The following is an 18,260-nucleotide window of genomic DNA, read 5'->3' as shown; positions in this document are numbered from 1 at the left end:
TGATTCAGCCGATCACCTCACCGATCAGCATCTGCGGTTTGACATTGGTGAAGTTTGGCAGATCGGCCAGGACAGGGCCTGCCTTTGACATAGCGTCGTTCATGGCGTCCTGATCTTCAAACATGATCGTTGCGATCGCGTAATGACCTGCTGGCGCTTCAGAGCCTCCCGCAATGCCTTTGGTTACGACCGTACGTTCGATATGTGACCCCATGTGCTCGCCGACAAGCGGAAGATGTGTGTCGACATAATAGTCGAAATCGAAATGTGTTTCTGTACCTATGGGATAGATCACCTGTAAACTGACGCTCATCTGACTTCCTTTCCAAAAGCAATGGAGTCAGTAAACCGCGTCTGATCACCTGCCGCAAATGGTTTTGAGCGACACGGGGTGCCGCTCAAGGAGACTGGGTAGAGGACCTGCTCAGGATGGGTCAGCTATGAATTGGCCCGTCACCACAGGCGAGCGCCGCCTCGCGCACTGCTTCGGAATAGGTCGGGTGAGCGTGACAGGTCAGGGCCAGATCTTCGGCTGATGCGCCGAATTCCATGGCGACGCAAACCTCGTGGATCAGGTCTCCGGCCGCGGGGCCGATGATATGCGCGCCCAGAATGCGATCGGTTTCTTTGTCTGCCAGAATCTTGACGAACCCGTCGGCTGCGAAATTCGCCTTAGCCCGGCCATTGCCCATGAACATGAACTTGCCGACCTTGTAGGCGCGGCCCTGTTCTTTGAGTGTCGCTTCGGTCTCACCCACATTGGCCACCTCGGGCCAAGTGTAGATGACCCCAGGAATAACACCATAATTCACATGACCATGCTTGCCTGCAACCTGCTCGGCTGCGGCCATGCCCTCGTCTTCAGCCTTGTGGGCCAGCATCGGGCCTTCGGTCACGTCGCCGATGGCGTAGATGCCCGGCACGTTGGTCTGCCAATCACTGCCGACCTTGATCTGGCCGCGCGGGGTTATCTCGACGCCCAAAGCGTCCAGCCCCAGACCCTCCGAATAGGGCTTGCGCCCGGTGGCCACCAGCACGGTATCAGCATCGATGACATGCTCGCTGTCATCCTTGAGCAGCTTGTACGTTACCTTGGCTTTGGTCTTGGTGGCTTCGGTCTTTTGCACCGCAGCGCCCATGACGAATTTCAAACCCTGTTTCTTCAGGATGCGCTGGAAAGTCTTCTGAACCTCGGGGTCCATACCCGGCGTGATTTCCTTGAGGAATTCGATCACCGTCACCTCTGCGCCCAAACGGCTGTAGACCGAGCCCAATTCAAGCCCGATCACACCGGCACCGATCACAATCATTTTCTTGGGAACTTTGCCCAGAGACAACGCGCCGGTCGAAGTCACTACGACCTTTTCGTCAACCTCGACGCCAGGCAGTGCCGATGGCTCAGAGCCCGACGCGATAATGATGTTCTTGGTCTCATGGACCTCATCACCAACCTTGACCTTGCCCGCAGCAGGGATTGAGCCCCAGCCTTTCAGCCAATCGATCTTGTTCTTCTTGAACAGAAACTCGATGCCCTTGGTGTTGCCATCGATCACCTCGTCCTTGTAGGCCTGCATCTGCTTCCAATCGACCGAAGGTGACTTCCCCTTCAGACCCATCTTTGCAAAGTTGTGTTCGGCCTCGTGCAACTGATGGCTGGCATGTAACAATGCTTTCGAGGGGATGCAGCCCACGTTCAGGCAAGTCCCACCCAGCGTCTCGCGCCCCTCGACAACTGCGGTTTTAAGGCCCAGTTGGGCGCAACGGATGGCGCAGACATAGCCGCCGGGTCCGGCGCCGATTACGATGACGTCATAATTTGCCATTACATTCTCCTAAATCGACCGGGTGATCCGGCAGCGTCCCGATCCGGTGTGGCGGGTCGGGTACCTATATTTCAAACGGGTTCCAGCAGCTTGATTGATATATGCGCAATGCCGCCGCGTTCATGGTGCATCGCCAGTTCTTCGGACCCAAAAAAGGCTTTGGCCTTATCCAGATTCATAACCTCGAACATCGCTATCGCATGATCCCGCTGATCTGGATCGCGCCAGACATGCAGGTCGCGGATACCCGCGGCCTTGCGCATCGGTTGATCCTCGCGGAACACCTTCAGCCAGGCATCGAAATCGGCCACATCGGCTTGCCACAGTACATGAGTCGCCATCTTACAGATCCATCAGCAGGCGACGCGGGTCTTCCAGCGCCTCTTTTACGCGGACAAGGAATGTCACAGCACCCTTGCCGTCCACAATACGGTGATCATAGGACAGCGCCAGATACATCATCGGGCGGATTTTGATCTCACCATTGATGACCATGGGACGATCCTGGATCTTGTGCATGCCCAGAATGCCCGATTGCGGCGGGTTCAGGATCGGTGAAGACATCAGCGAGCCGTAGACGCCTCCGTTCGAGATCGTGAAAGTGCCGCCCTGCATTTCCGCCATTGAGAGTTTACCGTCACGGGCGCGCTTGCCCTTTTCGGCGATGGCTTTCTCGATCGCTGCGAAAGACATGGAGTCCGCATCCCGGATGACTGGAACCACCAGCCCTTGCGGCGTACCTGCGGCCACACCCATATGCACGAAGTTCTTGTAGACGATGTCATTGCCGTCGATCTCGGCATTCACTTCGGGCACTTCTTTCAGCGCATGACAGCAGGCCTTGGTGAAAAAGGACATAAAGCCCAGACGTACGCCATGCTTCTTCTCGAACTGGTCCTTGTACTGGTTGCGCAAGGCCATCACCTCAGTCATGTCCACCTCGTTATAGGTGGTCAGGATCGCGGCGGTGTTCTGCGCGTCCTTCAGGCGCTTGGCGATGGTCTGGCGCAGACGGGTCATGCGCACGCGCTCTTCGCGGCTCGCATCCTCGGCAGCCACAGGCGCGCGCGGGGCTTGGGCAGCGGGGGCGGGCACAGCCGCCGCAGGCGCTGGGGCCGTAGCTGCTGCAACTGCCTTTGCCACGTCTTCTTTCATGATACGACCATCGCGTCCGGTGCCAGTGACTTGATCCGCAGACAGACCAGCTTCGGCCATCGCTTTCTCAGCCGATGGAGCGTTGGACACGTCTTTACCTGTGCTGGCTGCAGTCGGAGCGGCGACGGCTGCCACCGGAGCCGCTGCCGCACCTGCGGCTGCGCCCGAGATCACCGCCAATTTGGCAGAAGCATCGACCGTGCTGCCTTCAGGCGCAACGATTTCAGCCAGAACGCCTGCCGCCGGGGCAGGGACCTCGACCGAGACCTTGTCGGTTTCCAGTTCGCACAGCATTTCATCCTGTGCAACGCTGTCGCCGACCTGTTTGAACCATGTCGAGACTGTAGCCTCGGTGACGGATTCACCCAATGTCGGCACCATCACATCTACACTGCCGCCTGATGCTGCGGGTGCCGCTGCCGCCGGGGCCGGGGCCGGGGCCGCCGCTGCCGGAGCAGGCGCAGCTCCTTCGCCCGCCGCAATCGTGGCAAGCAGGGCATCGACGCCCACGGTCTCACCTTCGGCTGCAACGATCTCGCCCATCACGCCAGCAGCGGGTGAGGGCACTTCGACCGTGACCTTGTCGGTCTCAAGTTCACATAGCATCTCATCTACGGCGACTGCATCGCCGGGTTTTTTGAACCAAGTCGCAACGGTGGCTTCGGTGACAGACTCGCCCAGCGTGGGAACACGAACTTCAATCGTCATCGTTTACTTTCCTTCAATGCTCAGCGCTTCGTTCACCAGCGCTTCTTGTTGGGCTTTGTGTTGGCTGGCCAGACCCGTCGCGGGCGAGGCCGAAGTTGCGCGACCGGCATAGACCGGACGAGTGTGTTTTGCGCCAATGCGGGTCAGAACCCATTCGATATTGGGCTCAATAAAGGTCCAGGCCCCCTGGTTCTTGGGTTCTTCCTGACACCAGACCATCTCAGCCCCCTTGAAGCGCTCAAGCTCGTTGATCAGCGAATGCGCAGGGAAAGGATAATACTGTTCGATCCGCATCAGGTAGATATCGTCGATGCCACGCGCGTCGCGTTCCTCAAGCAGATCAAAATAGACCTTGCCCGAGCACATGACGACCCGCTTGATCTTGTCATCTGCCACCAGTTTAGTGTCCGAGTTGCCCTGTTGAGCATCATCCCACAGCACCCTATGGAAGCTCGAGCCTGTGGTGAATTCCTCGGCCTTGCTGACTGCCAGCTTATGGCGCAGCAGCGACTTCGGCGTCACCAGGATAAGCGGCTTGCGGAAGGTCCGGTGCAATTGACGGCGCAGGATGTGGAAATAGTTCGCAGGCGTTGTGCAGTTCGCCACGATCCAGTTGTCCTGACCGCACATTTGCAGAAACCGCTCAAGCCGTGCAGATGAGTGCTCTGGGCCTTGCCCTTCGAACCCATGCGGCAGCAGCGTGACCAGACCAGACATCCGCAGCCACTTCGATTCACCCGAACTGATGAACTGATCGAACATTATCTGTGCCCCATTGGCGAAATCGCCAAACTGTGCCTCCCAGAGAACAAGCGCGTTGGGCTCGGCCAGTGAATAGCCATATTCGAACCCAAGCACCGCGTATTCGGACAGCATCGAGTCAATCACGTCATAATGTGATTGGCCCTTGCGGATATTGTTCAGCGGGTAATACCGTTCCTCGGTTTCCTGATGGACAAATCCGGAATGGCGTTGGCTGAATGTGCCACGCGTCGCGTCCTGTCCGGCCAAACGTACAGGGTAGCCTTCAGTCAGCAGAGAGCCAAACGCCAGAGCCTCGCCCGTTGCCCAGTCAAAGCCGGTTCCGTTTTCGAACATCTGTTTCTTGTGGTCCAGCAACCGGCCCACGGTTTTGTGCATCGCAAAACCTTCGGGGGCGCTGGTCAGAGCAGTGCCGATCTCGGCCAGCGTCTCTGGTGTAATTGCGGTTTCACCGCGCATGTATTCGTCTTTGTGCTTGTCCAGATGCGACCAGCGCCCATCCAGCCAGTCGGCTTTGTTTGGCTTGTAGTCTTTCCCGGCATCGAACTCTTCATTCAGATGTGCCTGAAAGGCCGCCTTCATGTCTTCAATCTCGCCTTCGGGGATAAGCCCGTCCCTGACAAGGCGCTCGGTATACAACGACAACGTGGTCTTATGCGTCTTGATCTTCTTGTACATGATCGGGTTGGTGAACATGGGTTCGTCACCCTCGTTATGACCAAACCGGCGGTAGCAGAAGATATCCAGCACCACGTCCTTGTGGAACTTCTGGCGGAACTCGGTCGCCACCTTGGCGGCATGCACCACCGCCTCGGGGTCGTCGCCATTCACGTGGAAGATGGGAGCTTCAACCATCAGCGCGATATCCGTGGGATAAGGGCTGGAACGGCTGAAATGCGGCGCGGTGGTGAAACCGATCTGGTTGTTCACCACGATATGCATGGTGCCGCCGGTCTTGTGCCCTTTCAGACCCGACAGGCCGAAGCCTTCGGCCACAACACCCTGTCCGGCAAAGGCTGCGTCGCCGTGCAGCAGAATGCCCATCACTTTGGTGCGGTCTTCGTCGTTCAACTGGTCCTGCTTGGCACGTACCTTACCCAGAACCACTGGGTTCACCGCCTCAAGGTGGCTTGGGTTTGCGGTCAGCGAAAGGTGAACGCTATTGCCATCGAACTCTCGGTCGCTTGACGCGCCGAGGTGATATTTCACATCGCCTGATCCATCCACGTCTTCGGGCTTGAAGCTGCCGCCCTGAAACTCGTTGAAAATGGCGCGATAGGGCTTGCCCATCACATTGGCCAGTATGTTCAGACGACCCCGGTGTGGCATGCCGATGACGATATCGCTGAGGCCCAAGGCGCCGCCGCGCTTGATGATCTGCTCCATCGCGGGGATCAGTGCCTCGCCACCATCCAGACCAAACCGCTTGGTGCCCATGTATTTCACATGCAGGAATTTCTCGAAACCCTCGGCCTCGACCATCTTGTTCAGGATCGCCTTGCGGCCTTCCTTGGTGAAGGCGATTTCCTTACCGAACCCCTCGATGCGTTCCTTCAGCCACGCGGCCTCTTCCGGGTTCGAGATATGCATGTATTGCAGCGCGAAGGTGCCGCAATAGGTCCTCTTCACGATCTCGACGATTTGGCGCATGCTGGCCATCTGCAGGCCCAGCACGTTGTCAATAAAGATCGGTCGATCCATGTCAGCATCGGTGAACCCGTAAGTCTTCGGGTCCAGCTCGGGATGCGTACTGGCGGCGCGCATGCCCAGCGGGTCCAGATCAGCTGCCAGATGGCCCCGGATACGATAGGCCCTGATCAGCATCAGCGCCCGCAGGCTGTCCAGCACCGCGCGCTTGATCTGGTCATCACTGACCTCAACACCCTTGGCCGCCGCCTTATCCTTGATTTTGTTGCCCGCTGCTTTGGCGTCGATCTCGGCCCACTCGCCAGTCAACGCACCGGTCAGATCATCCGCAGGCATCGGAGGCCAGTCGGTACGCGCCCACGAAGGCCCCTCGGCCTCGCGCTGCACATCCGGCGCGTCATCGCCCATGGCCTTGAAGAACTCGACCCAGGCTGCGTCGACCGCACCGGGGTTCTTGGTGTACTGGGCATAAAGCTGCTCCAGATATTCGGCGTTATGCCCCTGCATGAAGCTTGAGGCATGAAAGGCGGTATTGGGCGAGTGTTCGGTCATTGGGCTACCTCATATGGGTTGGGACCGTATTGGTTGGTGCCTGGTTCGCTGGGGCGGGTCAGCCACCACAGAACCAGGAGGGGCGACACAAACAGGACAAGAAGTGTCGGAATGACAATAAGAAGAGTTGCGCGGGTGAACAGGATATCCAACGTGCCGCCATGGAACTGGCTGGCAAGGCCGATGCCAAAGATCAGGACGGCAAGCGCACCAAGTATCAGCAGGATCGGCAGCAGAGCATAAAGCCCGCTGCGCCCGGTATCATGCATCCGCCGCCATGCAACGGCCAGATGCGGGAAGAAGACAATCAGGCTGACGATGCTTTGGACCGGGCCTGTTGAGGTGGTCGTGACGGATTTGGATGTTTCGGTTTCAGTCACTGCGACCTGGGTGAAGAACTGCCAGTCGATGATCCCGGCAATGATGCTCCAGATCACGATGAACAGGAAAAAAAACCAGTATTCGGGCCGCGAGGCACGGCCCGAAAAGGTGAAAAACTTGGAGAAACAGGTTTTAATGGCTTCGCCGAAAGTCATGTTTACCGCTCCTCCCAAAGCAGTCAAATTCTGGTCAACCGATGGCTTCCAGCACAGCCTCACCCAGCTGCGCCGGGCTTTCGGCCACGACGATACCAGCCGAGCGCATGGCTTCGATCTTGTCCTCGGCGCCGCCTTTGCCGCCGGCGACGATGGCGCCCGCGTGGCCCATGCGGCGGCCAGGAGGGGCCGTGCGGCCCGCGATGAACCCTGCCGTGGGCTTCTTGCGGCCTTTCTTGGCCTCATCCGCCAGGAACTGTGCAGCTTCTTCCTCGGCCGAGCCACCGATTTCACCGATCATGATGATCGACTCGGTTTCGTCATCCGCCAGGAACCATTCCAGCACGTCGATATGCTCGGTCCCTTTGATCGGGTCGCCGCCGATGCCCACGCAGGTGGACTGGCCCAGACCTACATCGGTGGTCTGCTTGACGGCCTCGTAGGTCAGGGTACCCGAACGAGACACAACACCGACCGAGCCGCGCTTGTGGATGTGGCCGGGCATGATGCCGATCTTGCAGGCGTCGGGCGTGATGACACCGGGGCAGTTCGGGCCGATCAGGCGCGATTTTGAACCTTCCAGCGCGCGCTTCACCTTCATCATGTCCAGAACCGGAATGCCTTCGGTGATACAGACGATCACCTCCATCTCGGCATCAATCGCTTCGAGGATCGAGTCAGCCGCAAAGGGTGGCGGAACATAGATCACCGAGGCGTTGGCTTCGGTCACATGCTTGGCCTCGTGGACTGAGTTGAACACTGGTAGACCCAAGTGCTCCATCCCACCTTTGCCCGGGGTCACGCCGCCGACCATCTTGGTGCCATAGGCGATGGCCTGTTCAGAGTGGAATGTGCCCTGCGAGCCGGTAAAGCCCTGACAGATCACTTTGGTATTTTCGTCGATGAGGACTGCCATCTGGCGTTCTCCTTTATACGGCAGGCTTCTGCCCGCCAAAATCTTGGGAAAGGCGGGCTGAAGCCCACCCTACGGGATGACACTCAGCCTTTAACCGCCTTCACGATCTTCTCGGCACCGTCTTTCAGGTTGTCCGCCGCGATCACGTCTAGGCCCGAGGTGTTGATGATCTCTTTGCCCTTCTCGACATTCGTGCCTTCCAGACGCACGACCAGCGGGACCTGCAGGCCCACCTCTTTCACCGCGGCAACGACGCCCTCGGCAATCACATCACAGCGCATGATGCCGCCGAAGATGTTGACCAGAATGCCTTTGACGTTCGGATCCGAGGTGATGATCTTGAACGCCTCGGTCACTTTCTCTTTGGTCGCGCCACCGCCCACATCCAGGAAGTTGGCAGGCTCGGCACCGTAAAGCTTGATGATGTCCATCGTGGCCATCGCAAGACCGGCACCGTTGACCATGCAGCCGATCTCACCGTCCAGCGCGATGTAATTCAGGTCGTATTTGGACGCTTCCAGTTCCTTGGGGTCTTCCTCGGTCGTGTCGCGCAACTCGGCAATATCCGGGTGGCGGTATACCGCGTTACCATCAAAGCCGACTTTTGCGTCCAGTACTTTCAGGTCGCCCTTGTCCGAGACGATCAGCGGGTTGATCTCCAGCATCTCCATGTCCTTCTCGACGAAGGCATTGTAGAGCTGGTTCATCAGCTTGACGCATTGTTTGACCTGCGCGCCTTCCAGTCCCAACGAGAACGCGATGCGGCGGCCGTGATAGGGCTGATAACCAGTGGCGGGATCAACCGAGAAGGACAGGATTTTCTCAGGCGTCGCAGCGGCCACCTCTTCGATGTCCATGCCGCCTTCGGTCGAGCATACGAATGAGATACGGCTGGTCTGGCGGTCCACCAGCAGGGCCAGGTAAAGTTCACGTTCGATGCCCGAACCGGCTTCGATGTAGATGCGGTTCACCTGCTTGCCTGCGGGGCCGGTCTGATGGGTGACCAGCGTGCGGCCCAGCATCTTTTTGGCTTCTTCGGCGGCTTCTTCCACCGATTTGGTCAGACGGACACCGCCTTTTTCACCGGCGTCGGCCTCTTTAAAGGAACCCTTGCCGCGACCACCTGCGTGGATTTGCGCCTTGACGACCCAAAGCGGCCCGTCCAATTCACCGGCTGCGGTTTTGGCTTCCTCGGCGCGCAGAACTGCGCGACCATCGGAGACCGGAGCGCCATAGCTGCGAAGAAGCGCTTTGGCTTGATATTCGTGAATGTTCATCGAAATTGTCCCGTCTGACTACGATTACACCGTTATAGGGGTGTCTAAGCGCCAAAATTAAAGAGTTTTTTGACGGGTCACGGGAAATTGTCGAAGATTTTCAGTATTTGTGATCACAGGTTTTTGGGGTGTGATCACAAAAATTGCGGGGCGTGGAAATTGATTCGATGATCCGGGATCATGCCCACAAAACACATTCATAGATGAGTTTTGCGACGTTTGCGCGAACATCTTTTAGCCAGCTTGGCACCGTGTAAAAGAAAACCGGCCCATGAAGAGGGCCGGTTCGTTGGTTCTAGGGTTCGTGACTTAGGCCAGCGAGCTGTCGATGCCCTTGCATGCCTCGATCAGACCCTTAACGGCATTGACCGAATTGTCGAAACCGGCCTGTTCTTCTTCGTTCAGCTTGATGTCGACGACGCGCTCGATACCACCTGCACCGATTACGGTAGGCACGCCGACATACATGCCGTCGACACCCAGTTCGCCATTGCAATAGGCAGCACAGGGCAGAACGCGTTTCTGGTCTTTCAGGTAGGCTTCGGCCATTTCGATCGCCGAAGTCGCCGGTGCATAGAAAGCCGAGCCGGTCTTCAGCAGGCCAACGATTTCTGCACCGCCGTCACGGGTGCGCTGAACGATGGCGTCCAGTTTTTCCTGCGTGGTCCAGCCCATCTCAACCAGATCGGGCAACGGGATACCGGCAACGGTCGAGTAGCGCACCGAAGGCACCATTGTGTCGCCATGGCCTCCCAGAACAAAGGCGGTGACGTCGCGCATGGACACATTGAACTCTTCCGACAAGAAGTGTGCGAAACGGCCCGAGTCCAGAACGCCCGCCATGCCGCAGACTTTGTTGTGCGGCAGGCCCGAGAATTCACGCAGCGCCCAAACCATCGCGTCCAGCGGGTTGGTGATGCAGATGACGAACGCATCCGGAGCGTTTGCGGCGATGCCTTCACCGACCGATTTCATGACCTTCAGGTTGATGCCCAGCAAGTCGTCGCGGCTCATGCCCGGCTTGCGCGGCACGCCAGCGGTGACGATGCAGACGTCGGCACCGGCGATATCCTCATAGGACTGGGTGCCCTTCAGTTTGGCGTCGAAGCCTTCCGAGGGGCCGGATTCGGCGATGTCCAGCGCCTTTCCTTCCGGGGTGCCTTCGGCGATGTCGAACAGCACGACGTCACCAAGTTCTTTCATTGCAGCGAGGTGGGCGAGCGTGCCGCCGATCTGACCTGCGCCGATCAGCGCGATCTTGGGTCTGGCCATTTGGAATATCTCCGGTCGGTTTTGAAATCGCGGTTGTGCTAGTCGCAAAAGCGGCGTCACGCAAGCCTTCTGCGGCGCGGCATGCCACCGCATACCGTTTGCACACACCCCGCCGATTGCGCTAAACCGCCTGTGAATCATGCATATTTCCGGGGTGCCTGATGTTCGAGATGAACCTGATGTTTTTTGCAGTGGCGATCCCGGCGGTGATCTTCGCGGGCATCTCGAAAGGTGGGTTCGGCTCGGGAGTGGCGTTTGCATCTTCGTCGATTCTGGCTCTGATACTGACGCCAGGACAGGCGCTAGCGCTAATGCTGCCGATACTGATGGTGATCGATCTGGCGACGTTAAAGCCGTATTGGAAACGCTGGAGCTGGCCAGATTCGCGCCTTCTGATGTTGGGCGCAGTACCAGGTATCGCGCTGGGCGCGTGGCTTTATCGTGCGACGGATGACGATCTGCTACGTCTGTTGATTGGCGGAATATCGGTCGGTTTCGTGATCTGGCACGTTGCCCAGACCAGAGGCTGGGTGCGGGGTTTTGCCAACCGGTTGCCTCCATCGGCGGGCCTGTTTGCCGGGCTTATCGCCGGATTCACCAGCTTTGTCAGCCATGCGGGCGGCCCACCCGCCGCCGTGTACCTGCTGTCACAACGCCTGACGAAAACCGAATTTCAAGCCTCGACCGTGCTGGTCTTCTGGGTAATCAACGCCGTCAAATTCGTGCCCTTCGCCTATCTGGGCCTCTTCACTTGGCACACAGCCTTGGCAGACCTGTTGCTGACCCCGTTTGCGATCCTCGGGGCCTGGCTGGGCGTCCGGGCGCATTTCATGCTCTCCGAACGCTTGTTTTTCAACATTGCCTACGTCTTGCTGACCCTGACGGGAAGCAAACTTATTTGGGATGCGCTGGTTTAGGCGTTGGGCGGCAGCGTTTCGGCCAGTGTTTCATAAGACTGGCCCGAAGCGATCAGGCAGCTCACACCTTCCGGCAAGGTCACAACAATGGTCCAGCTGCCGGTTTGGTCCGAGGCAAAAACCTCCATCACCGCTCCCTGACGCGCAATACCGATGCCTCGTCGGGTTTCGCCATAGGACTTTGCCAATCGCTTGATCACGTCCTCGCGTGGCGCACAATTCTGTGCGCTGACTTGTTGCGCTGCCAGTACCATGATGCCCAAGCCAATCGTCATTTTCAGCATAATCGTTTTCATTGGTCACCCCTTTCAAGCTCTTGCTCAAAGCAGCGTGCCGTAGGCAAAAGGACATCGCGTTAAGGCAACGCACGTTGCGCAGCGCAGGAAATGCTGCGCTGCGGCGATTTTGTTCTTGAACTTTCCGTCAAAAAATGCCCCATTCCGCGCAACATTATTTCAATGGGAGAGTCCCGTGGACCCGCGCCAACGCCCCTATCGCTCGGTACTATACATCCCCGGCTCGCGTGAACGCGCGCTTGATAAGGCCCGCACCTTGCCGGTGGACGCCATCATCTTTGACCTTGAAGACGCGGTTGCGGCTGATGAGAAAGAGAACGCGCGCGAGACCCTCAAGGCGGCTTTGGCCGCCGGAGGCTATGGTGCTCGGGTCAAGATTGTGCGGATCAACGGGCTTGATACCGAATGGGGGCGCGCGGATGCCGAAGCCGTGCGCGAGATGGATGCAGATGCCGTTCTGTTGCCAAAGGTGAGTTCTGCGGCGGATGTGGATGCGCTGACCTCAATCACCGGAGACCTGCCGATCTGGGCGATGATGGAGACGCCGCGCGGGATGCTGAACGCAGCTGAAATTGCCGCACATCCGCTGATGGCAGGCTTTGTCATGGGGACCAACGATCTTGCGAAAGAGCTGCAGACGCGCTTCCGCCCCGACCGTTTGCCGATGATGACCTCGCTTGGCCTGTGCCTGTTGGCGGCCAAGGCAGAGGGGCTGATCATCGTCGATGGCGTCTACAATGCCTTCAAGGACACCGACGGTCTGGCCGCCGAGTGTGCCCAGGGCCGCGACATGGGCTTTGATGGCAAAACCCTGATCCACCCGGCCCAGGTCGACATCGCAAACTCCGCCTTTGCCCCTTCCGAGGATGAGATTGATCTGGCTCGCCGTCAGATTGCCGCTTTCGAGGAAACCGAGTCGCAGGGGCAGGGGGTCGCCGTTGTCGATGGCAAGATTGTTGAAAACCTACACGTTGTAACTGCCCGCGAAACTCTGGCAAAAGCAGAGGCGATAGTAGCTTTGCAAGCGGGGTAAGCCAGTATGGGCTTTGTTCTTCTGATCCTTGGTGTGGCACTTTGGTGGGCCGCACATCTTTTTAAGCGCGCGATGCCGGAACGACGTGCCGCCATGGGCGACGCGGGCAAGGGCGTCGTGGCGCTCGCCTTGGTGGCCTCGGTATTGTTGATGATCTTCGGTTATCGCATGACCGATTTCATATATGTCTGGGCGCCGCCAACCTTTCTGATTCACGTCAACAACCTGCTGGTGTTGATCGCGTTCTATCTGGCCAGCCCTGCGGGAACCAAAGGTCGCCTGTTGAACAAGGTCCGTCACCCCATGCTGGGTGGCTTTAAACTCTGGGCCTTTGCGCACCTGTTGGTGAACGGTGATCTGGCCTCGATCATCCTGTTTGGTGGCTTGCTGGCCTGGGCAATTGTCGAAGTGATCGTGATCAACAAATCCGAACCAGACTGGGCGCCGGGCGAACCCGGCACATACGGCAAAGATGCCATGTTCTTTGTGGGCTCCATCGTTCTGCTGGGCGTTGTGGGCTATATTCACGGGCTGGTTGGTCCGTCTCCGTTTGGTGGATAAGGGGCCTAATCAATGGCGAAACTTTATCGTTTGTTGACCGAGGAAGACACATCAGCCTTCTGCCACAAGGTCTCGGACGCGTTGGCAAAGGGATGGGAGCTTTATGGCGACCCGTCCTATGCCTTTGACGCCGCAAATAACGTGATGCGTTGCGCGCAGGCTGTGACCAAAGAGGTCGCCGCTGATTACACCCCCGACATGAAACTGGGACAGCAATAATGGCAAAAACCAATCCGGGTAACTTTTTCGAGGATTATTCAGTCGGGCAGATCCTGCATCACGCCGTGCCGCGCACGGTGACGGATGGCGAGCGCGCGCTTTATCACGCGCTCTATCCCGCGCGACACGCACTCTATTCCTCGGATGAGTTCGCCCGGAATTGTGGCCTGCCGCAAAGTCCGATTGATGATCTGGCGGCGTTCCATGTGGTATTCGGCAAAACGGTTCCCGATATCTCGCTGAATGCAGTCGCCAATCTGGGCTATGCCGAGGGTCGCTGGCTGAAACCGGTCTATCCCGGCGATACCTTGCGCGCTGAATCTGAGGTGATCGGCCTCAAGCAGAACTCGAATGGCAAAACCGGTGTCGTCTGGGTCCGTACCCGCGGGCTGAACCAGCGCGACGAAGTGGTGATCGAGTATGTTCGCTGGGTCATGGTGCGCAAATCAAACCTCGACGCGCCTGCACCAGAGACGGTGGTGCCCAATCTGAAAAAGGCGCTTGATGTCAGCGATCTGGTGGTACCACCGGGGCTTGATTTCTCGAAATACAATTTTGTACAATCCGGCGAAAACCACCGCTGGGATGCGTACAACACGGAAGAAACGATTGATCACGTCGATGGCGTGACCGTCGAAGAGGCCGAGCATATGCTGGCCACCCGCCTGTGGCAGAACACCGCCAAAGTGCATTTCGACCTCACCTTCCGACCAGAGGGGCGGTTGATCTATGGCGGCCACGTTATCTCGATGGCGCGTGCCTTGTCGTTTAATGGCCTGGCGAATGCGCAGATGATCGTTGGCCTGAACGGCGGTGCCCACGCCAACCCTTGTTTCTCGGGCGATACGATCAAAGCCTGGTCCGAGGTTTTGGACAAGGCCGAGACTGGAACTCCCGGAATCGGTGCCATCCGCTTGCGCTTGGTTGCGACCAAAGGCGGCGAGCCCTTCGTTCTGCGCAATGACGAGGGGAGATATCTTCCTAACGTTCTGCTAGATTTGGATTATTGGGCTCTTATGCCGATGTAGCCAATGCCTTCTGGCGGCTGACATTCAAGTGATCACGGTCCGCGAAATCCATGCTACGCTTGGCGCATGATGATGTTTCGTGCGCTCGCCGCCAGCCTGTATCTGGCATCTCAGGCCTATGCTTGTGATTTGGCTCTGGCCTTGGCCGTAGACGTTTCAGGCTCGGTTGATTCCGAGGAATATCGTATCCAAATGGACGGTCTTGCCGCAGGTCTGCGGGACCCGATCGTATCCGAGGCCCTGGTGCGCGGACAGGCTCGGCTGATGCTTGTGCAATGGACTGGCAGTTCTCGCCAGAGGATCACGATCCCCTGGACCCGGATCGATAGTTTTAACACCTTGGACAGTTTTGCTGATCAGGTCGCAGCTGATCCTCGTGTCTGGCGTAACTTCTCAACTGCGATAGGTGAGGCGCTCGATATGACCGTTGCCAGCTTTGACGACGTGCCCGAATGCGAAAGGCATCTTATTGATCTTTCGGGCGACGGAATTTCGAATGAAGGAATCGAGCCGTCGACCATCCACGCCAAACTGCGGGATCGCGGCATCACCGTGAACGCGATCGCGATTGAAGAAAGTGAACCCGATCTGACAGCCTATTTCTTCGAGAACGTCATCGTTGGCGAGGGGGCCTTTGTCGTCTCTGCAGCAGGCTTCGCGGATTATCCCGAACGTATTCGCAAGAAGCTTTTACGCGAGGTGACACAGCAGACTGCAGGGCTGACGCCGCTCCAATAATAGATTCGTGATCACATTGCTTTTTCATTGAAAACGCTAACATTGGCGGTATCGAATGTGATTTGTGATCACGAGAATATTTTGTGTGATCACAAACGCGGCTTATCAGCGATTTTGCGTTAAATTTACTGGATTTTGCACCTGCAGCGCGTGACAGAGTCGTAAAAAACAGTAAAACGTTCGGTAGCCAACCGAAAAGGAGCCAACATGGCCGATGTAAATCGAGGCAACCGCCCGCTTTCTCCACATTTGACGATCTATCGTCCACAGATGACGTCCATATCTTCGATTATGGTGCGCATCACGGGTCTTGCGTCTTTTGGTTTGGCTTTGTTGGTCGTCTGGTGGTTACTTGCTGCGGCCACATCGGAAAGCGCCTTTGAGCTGATCAATGGATTGATGACCAGTTTCCTGGGTGATCTGATCATGTTCGGCGCCGCTTGGGCCATTTTCTATCACATGCTGGGCCGTTTGCGGCACGTCATCTGGGATCTGGGATATTGCGTGAATGTTGAAGTGTCCGAGAAGATGGGCATTGGCATGTTCGTGCTGGCAACTGTTCTGGCTCTGATCACAGCCGTAGCGCTTTAAGGGGAGGTTCGCGATGCAGTTTCTCACAGACCGTAAACGCGCGCAGGGCATGGGGGCCGGACGTGCAGGTACACATCACCACTGGCAAATGATGCTCAGCTCGGCGGCATTGGTCATCCTTGTTCCGCTGTTTGTATTTACCTTCGGGCACGCCCTAGGTGGAACCTACGAAGAGGCTCTGGCCTATTACAGCCGCCCGTTCCCGGCGATTATCATGGGTCTGACACTGGTTGTTGTCGTCCCGCATTTGTTGCGCGAAGCCCAGGAAGCGATTGAGGACTACGTGCATGGCGTCGCAGAAAAGCTGGCGCTGATGGCAGCGCAGGCTTTTGCATACACACTGATTGCTGCGGGTCTCTTTGCGCTCGCGCGTCTGGCTCTCGGATATGCGCAGTAAGGAACAAGAACAATGACAGCAGCATATGAATACGAAACCCACGAATATGACGTGGTGGTTGTCGGTGCCGGTGGCGCGGGTCTGCGTGCAACATTGGGCATGGCCGAGCAGGGTTTGCGCACCGCTTGCGTGACGAAGGTATTCCCGACCCGGTCACACACAGTGGCCGCCCAAGGCGGCATTGCGGCGTCCTTGTCGAATATGGGGCCAGACCATTGGCAGTGGCACATGTATGACACCGTAAAGGGCTCGGACTGGCTGGGTGACACCGATGCGATGGAATACCTCGCGCGTGAAGCACCCAAAGCTGTATATGAGCTGGAACATTACGGAGTGCCATTCAGCCGGACCGAAGAAGGCAAGATCTATCAGCGCCCATTTGGTGGCCACACCACCGAATTTGGCGAAGGCCCCGCTGTGCAGCGGACCTGTGCCGCCGCCGACCGGACCGGTCATGCGATCCTGCACACGCTGTATGGTCAGTCGCTGAAGAACAACGCTGAGTTCTACATCGAGTATTTCGCCATTGATCTGATAATGTCTGAGGACGGACAGTGTCAGGGTGTCGTGTGCTGGAAGCTGGACGACGGCACGATGCACGTCTTCAACGCCAAGATGGTTGTTCTGGCGACCGGCGGCTATGGCCGCGCCTATTTCAGTGCAACCTCGGCACATACCTGCACCGGCGACGGTGGCGGTATGGTGGCCCGCGCGGGTCTTGCACTGCAGGATATGGAATTTGTTCAGTTCCACCCAACCGGCATCTACGGATCGGGCTGCCTGATCACCGAAGGTGCACGTGGTGAAGGCGGATACCTGACCAACTCGGAAGGCGAGCGGTTCATGGAGCGCTATGCACCTCAGTACAAAGACCTCGCGCCGCGCGACTACGTTAGCCGTTCAATGACCATGGAAATTCGCGAAGGGCGCGGACATGGTGACAACGGCGACCACATCCACCTGAACCTCAGCCATTTGCCAGCCGAAGCTTTGGCGGAACGCCTACCGGGCATTTCAGAATCTGCGCGCGTTTTTGCAGGGGTTGATGTTACCAAAGAACCGATTCCGGTTCTGCCGACCGTGCACTATAACATGGGCGGTATCCCGACGAACTATTGGGGTGAAGTTCTGAACCCGACAGCCGACAACCCGACCGCCGTGGTCCCTGGCCTGATGGCTGTGGGCGAGGCCGGGTGTGCCTCGGTTCACGGGGCAAACCGTCTTGGTTCAAACTCGCTGATCGACCTCGTGGTGTTTGGCCGCGCTGCGGCGATCCGAGCGGGCAAAGTTGTGGATGCCGACGCGTCGAACCCGGTTCTGAACCAGGCCTCTGTCGATAAGGCGTTTGACAGGTTCGATGCGGCGCGCAACGCCAGCGGTGCAATTCCAACCGCAGATCTGCGGCTTGAGATGCAGCGCACCATGCAAGAGGACGCGGCGGTTTTCCGCACCTCGAAGACCATGGCTGAGGGCGTCGAGAAGATGACCGCGATCGCTGCCAAGATGGATGATCTGAAGGTTTCTGACAGATCGTTGGTCTGGAACAGCGATCTGATGGAGACGCTCGAGCTTACCAACCTGATGCCAAGCGCGCTCGCCACCATCGTTGGTGCCGAAGCGCGTAAGGAATCCCGCGGTGCACACGCCCATGAAGATTTCACCGAGCGTGACGATGAGAACTGGCGCGTCCACACGGTCAGCCGTGTCGATGGCAACAAAGTAGAGCTTAGCTACCGTCCGGTTATCGTTGATCCGCTGACGACCGAAGACGAGGGAGGCATCAGCATGAAAAGAATCGCGCCCAAGGCGCGGACGTTCTAAGGAGAGGAACC

19 protein-coding genes are annotated in these 18,260 nt (G+C 57.8%); 9 read left to right on the top strand and 10 right to left on the bottom strand.

Annotation, left to right across the window (positions count from 1 at the left end):
* Positions 1–4: 4 nt before the first annotated feature.
* The 9 genes from ACR0L9_RS14825 to mdh all read right to left on the bottom strand — a co-directional run bounded on the left by ACR0L9_RS14825 (position 5) and on the right by mdh (position 10,648).
* The gene (locus ACR0L9_RS14825) at positions 5–313 is read right to left on the bottom strand and encodes an EthD family reductase (protein ID WP_480895971.1); all 309 of its coding nucleotides are present in this window, start codon (positions 311–313) and stop codon (positions 5–7) included.
* 121 nt (positions 314–434) lie between these two features.
* Positions 435–1,823, bottom strand: coding sequence for a dihydrolipoyl dehydrogenase (gene lpdA / locus ACR0L9_RS14820; protein WP_480895970.1), 1,389 nt, complete (start codon positions 1,821–1,823; stop codon positions 435–437).
* 71 nt (positions 1,824–1,894) lie between these two features.
* Positions 1,895–2,164, bottom strand: a complete 270-nt coding sequence (locus tag ACR0L9_RS14815; protein ID WP_170395780.1) for a hypothetical protein — start codon at positions 2,162–2,164, stop codon at positions 1,895–1,897.
* 1 nt (position 2,165) lies between these two features.
* Positions 2,166–3,686, bottom strand: coding sequence for a 2-oxoglutarate dehydrogenase complex dihydrolipoyllysine-residue succinyltransferase (gene odhB / locus ACR0L9_RS14810; protein ID WP_170626174.1), 1,521 nt, complete (start codon positions 3,684–3,686; stop codon positions 2,166–2,168).
* A gap of 3 nt (positions 3,687–3,689) precedes the next feature.
* Entirely contained in the window at positions 3,690–6,647 is a 2,958-nt protein-coding gene (locus tag ACR0L9_RS14805) for a 2-oxoglutarate dehydrogenase E1 component (RefSeq protein WP_170647118.1), read from the bottom strand.
* On the bottom strand, positions 6,644–7,183 hold the full coding sequence (locus ACR0L9_RS14800) for a DUF805 domain-containing protein (RefSeq protein WP_480895969.1): 540 nt from the start codon (positions 7,181–7,183) through the stop codon (positions 6,644–6,646). Before ACR0L9_RS14800 ends, ACR0L9_RS14805 begins: the two co-directional genes overlap by 4 nt.
* Before the next feature lie 34 nt (positions 7,184–7,217).
* Entirely contained in the window at positions 7,218–8,099 is an 882-nt protein-coding gene (gene sucD, locus ACR0L9_RS14795; RefSeq protein WP_152456828.1) for a succinate--CoA ligase subunit alpha, read from the bottom strand.
* A gap of 83 nt (positions 8,100–8,182) precedes the next feature.
* The gene (gene sucC / locus ACR0L9_RS14790; protein WP_170395786.1) at positions 8,183–9,376 is read right to left on the bottom strand and encodes an ADP-forming succinate--CoA ligase subunit beta; all 1,194 of its coding nucleotides are present in this window, start codon (positions 9,374–9,376) and stop codon (positions 8,183–8,185) included.
* 309 nt (positions 9,377–9,685) lie between these two features.
* A complete protein-coding gene (mdh, locus tag ACR0L9_RS14785) occupies positions 9,686–10,648 on the bottom strand; it encodes a malate dehydrogenase (protein WP_170353522.1) in 963 nt (320 codons plus the stop codon).
* Between the two features lie 161 nt (positions 10,649–10,809).
* Between mdh and ACR0L9_RS14780 the strand changes: the two genes are divergently transcribed.
* Complete coding sequence (locus tag ACR0L9_RS14780) at positions 10,810–11,565, top strand: sulfite exporter TauE/SafE family protein (RefSeq protein WP_170395788.1); 756 nt, start codon at positions 10,810–10,812, stop codon at positions 11,563–11,565.
* On the opposite strand, the gene ACR0L9_RS14775 is transcribed toward ACR0L9_RS14780, so the two are convergent.
* A complete protein-coding gene (locus tag ACR0L9_RS14775; RefSeq protein WP_480895968.1) occupies positions 11,562–11,861 on the bottom strand; it encodes a hypothetical protein in 300 nt (99 codons plus the stop codon). The genes ACR0L9_RS14780 and ACR0L9_RS14775 overlap by 4 nt on opposite strands.
* Positions 11,862–12,036: 175 nt before the next feature.
* Between ACR0L9_RS14775 and ACR0L9_RS14770 the strand changes: the two genes are divergently transcribed.
* The 8 genes from ACR0L9_RS14770 to sdhA all read left to right on the top strand — a co-directional run bounded on the left by ACR0L9_RS14770 (position 12,037) and on the right by sdhA (position 18,249).
* Positions 12,037–12,894, top strand: a complete 858-nt coding sequence (locus ACR0L9_RS14770) for an HpcH/HpaI aldolase/citrate lyase family protein (protein ID WP_170395792.1) — start codon at positions 12,037–12,039, stop codon at positions 12,892–12,894.
* A gap of 6 nt (positions 12,895–12,900) precedes the next feature.
* A complete protein-coding gene (locus ACR0L9_RS14765; protein ID WP_170395794.1) occupies positions 12,901–13,455 on the top strand; it encodes an NnrU family protein in 555 nt (184 codons plus the stop codon).
* 12 nt (positions 13,456–13,467) lie between these two features.
* Positions 13,468–13,674: a DUF1737 domain-containing protein gene (locus tag ACR0L9_RS14760; RefSeq protein ID WP_170408336.1), complete on the top strand. Its 207-nt coding sequence runs from the start codon at positions 13,468–13,470 to the stop codon at positions 13,672–13,674.
* Positions 13,674–14,702, top strand: a complete 1,029-nt coding sequence (locus tag ACR0L9_RS14755; protein WP_480895967.1) for a MaoC family dehydratase — start codon at positions 13,674–13,676, stop codon at positions 14,700–14,702. Before ACR0L9_RS14760 ends, ACR0L9_RS14755 begins: the two co-directional genes overlap by 1 nt.
* A 66-nt stretch (positions 14,703–14,768) precedes the next feature.
* On the top strand, positions 14,769–15,440 hold the full coding sequence (locus ACR0L9_RS14750) for a DUF1194 domain-containing protein (RefSeq protein ID WP_370644346.1): 672 nt from the start codon (positions 14,769–14,771) through the stop codon (positions 15,438–15,440).
* Positions 15,441–15,647: 207 nt separating this feature from the next.
* Positions 15,648–16,031: a succinate dehydrogenase, cytochrome b556 subunit gene (gene sdhC, locus ACR0L9_RS14745; RefSeq protein ID WP_170395798.1), complete on the top strand. Its 384-nt coding sequence runs from the start codon at positions 15,648–15,650 to the stop codon at positions 16,029–16,031.
* Between the two features lie 13 nt (positions 16,032–16,044).
* Entirely contained in the window at positions 16,045–16,428 is a 384-nt protein-coding gene (locus ACR0L9_RS14740) for a succinate dehydrogenase, hydrophobic membrane anchor protein (protein WP_170395800.1), read from the top strand.
* 12 nt (positions 16,429–16,440) lie between these two features.
* The gene (gene sdhA, locus ACR0L9_RS14735; RefSeq protein WP_170395802.1) at positions 16,441–18,249 is read left to right on the top strand and encodes a succinate dehydrogenase flavoprotein subunit; all 1,809 of its coding nucleotides are present in this window, start codon (positions 16,441–16,443) and stop codon (positions 18,247–18,249) included.
* Positions 18,250–18,260 lie beyond the last annotated feature (11 nt).

It is taken from the genome of Ruegeria sp. I3, from assembly GCF_056532525.1.
Note: the sequence above shows the minus strand (reverse complement) of the source record. Positions and strands in the feature narration are given on the sequence as shown.

Coding starts and splice junctions, on each gene's coding strand:
- sdhC (WP_170395798.1), top strand. CDS start 15,648: ATGGCCGATGTAAATCGAGGCAACCGCCCGCTTTCTCCACATTTGACG.
- ACR0L9_RS14825 (WP_480895971.1), bottom strand. CDS start 313: ATGAGCGTCAGTTTACAGGTGATCTATCCCATAGGTACAGAAACACAT.
- odhB (WP_170626174.1), bottom strand. CDS start 3,686: ATGACGATTGAAGTTCGTGTTCCCACGCTGGGCGAGTCTGTCACCGAA.
- sucD (WP_152456828.1), bottom strand. CDS start 8,099: ATGGCAGTCCTCATCGACGAAAATACCAAAGTGATCTGTCAGGGCTTT.
- ACR0L9_RS14805 (WP_170647118.1), bottom strand. CDS start 6,647: ATGACCGAACACTCGCCCAATACCGCCTTTCATGCCTCAAGCTTCATG.
- ACR0L9_RS14740 (WP_170395800.1), top strand. CDS start 16,045: ATGCAGTTTCTCACAGACCGTAAACGCGCGCAGGGCATGGGGGCCGGA.
- sucC (WP_170395786.1), bottom strand. CDS start 9,376: ATGAACATTCACGAATATCAAGCCAAAGCGCTTCTTCGCAGCTATGGC.
- ACR0L9_RS14815 (WP_170395780.1), bottom strand. CDS start 2,164: ATGGCGACTCATGTACTGTGGCAAGCCGATGTGGCCGATTTCGATGCC.
- ACR0L9_RS14755 (WP_480895967.1), top strand. CDS start 13,674: ATGGCAAAAACCAATCCGGGTAACTTTTTCGAGGATTATTCAGTCGGG.
- ACR0L9_RS14800 (WP_480895969.1), bottom strand. CDS start 7,183: ATGACTTTCGGCGAAGCCATTAAAACCTGTTTCTCCAAGTTTTTCACC.
- mdh (WP_170353522.1), bottom strand. CDS start 10,648: ATGGCCAGACCCAAGATCGCGCTGATCGGCGCAGGTCAGATCGGCGGC.
- lpdA (WP_480895970.1), bottom strand. CDS start 1,823: ATGGCAAATTATGACGTCATCGTAATCGGCGCCGGACCCGGCGGCTAT.
- ACR0L9_RS14750 (WP_370644346.1), top strand. CDS start 14,769: ATGATGATGTTTCGTGCGCTCGCCGCCAGCCTGTATCTGGCATCTCAG.
- ACR0L9_RS14765 (WP_170395794.1), top strand. CDS start 12,901: ATGGGCTTTGTTCTTCTGATCCTTGGTGTGGCACTTTGGTGGGCCGCA.
- ACR0L9_RS14780 (WP_170395788.1), top strand. CDS start 10,810: ATGTTCGAGATGAACCTGATGTTTTTTGCAGTGGCGATCCCGGCGGTG.
- ACR0L9_RS14760 (WP_170408336.1), top strand. CDS start 13,468: ATGGCGAAACTTTATCGTTTGTTGACCGAGGAAGACACATCAGCCTTC.
- sdhA (WP_170395802.1), top strand. CDS start 16,441: ATGACAGCAGCATATGAATACGAAACCCACGAATATGACGTGGTGGTT.
- ACR0L9_RS14775 (WP_480895968.1), bottom strand. CDS start 11,861: ATGAAAACGATTATGCTGAAAATGACGATTGGCTTGGGCATCATGGTA.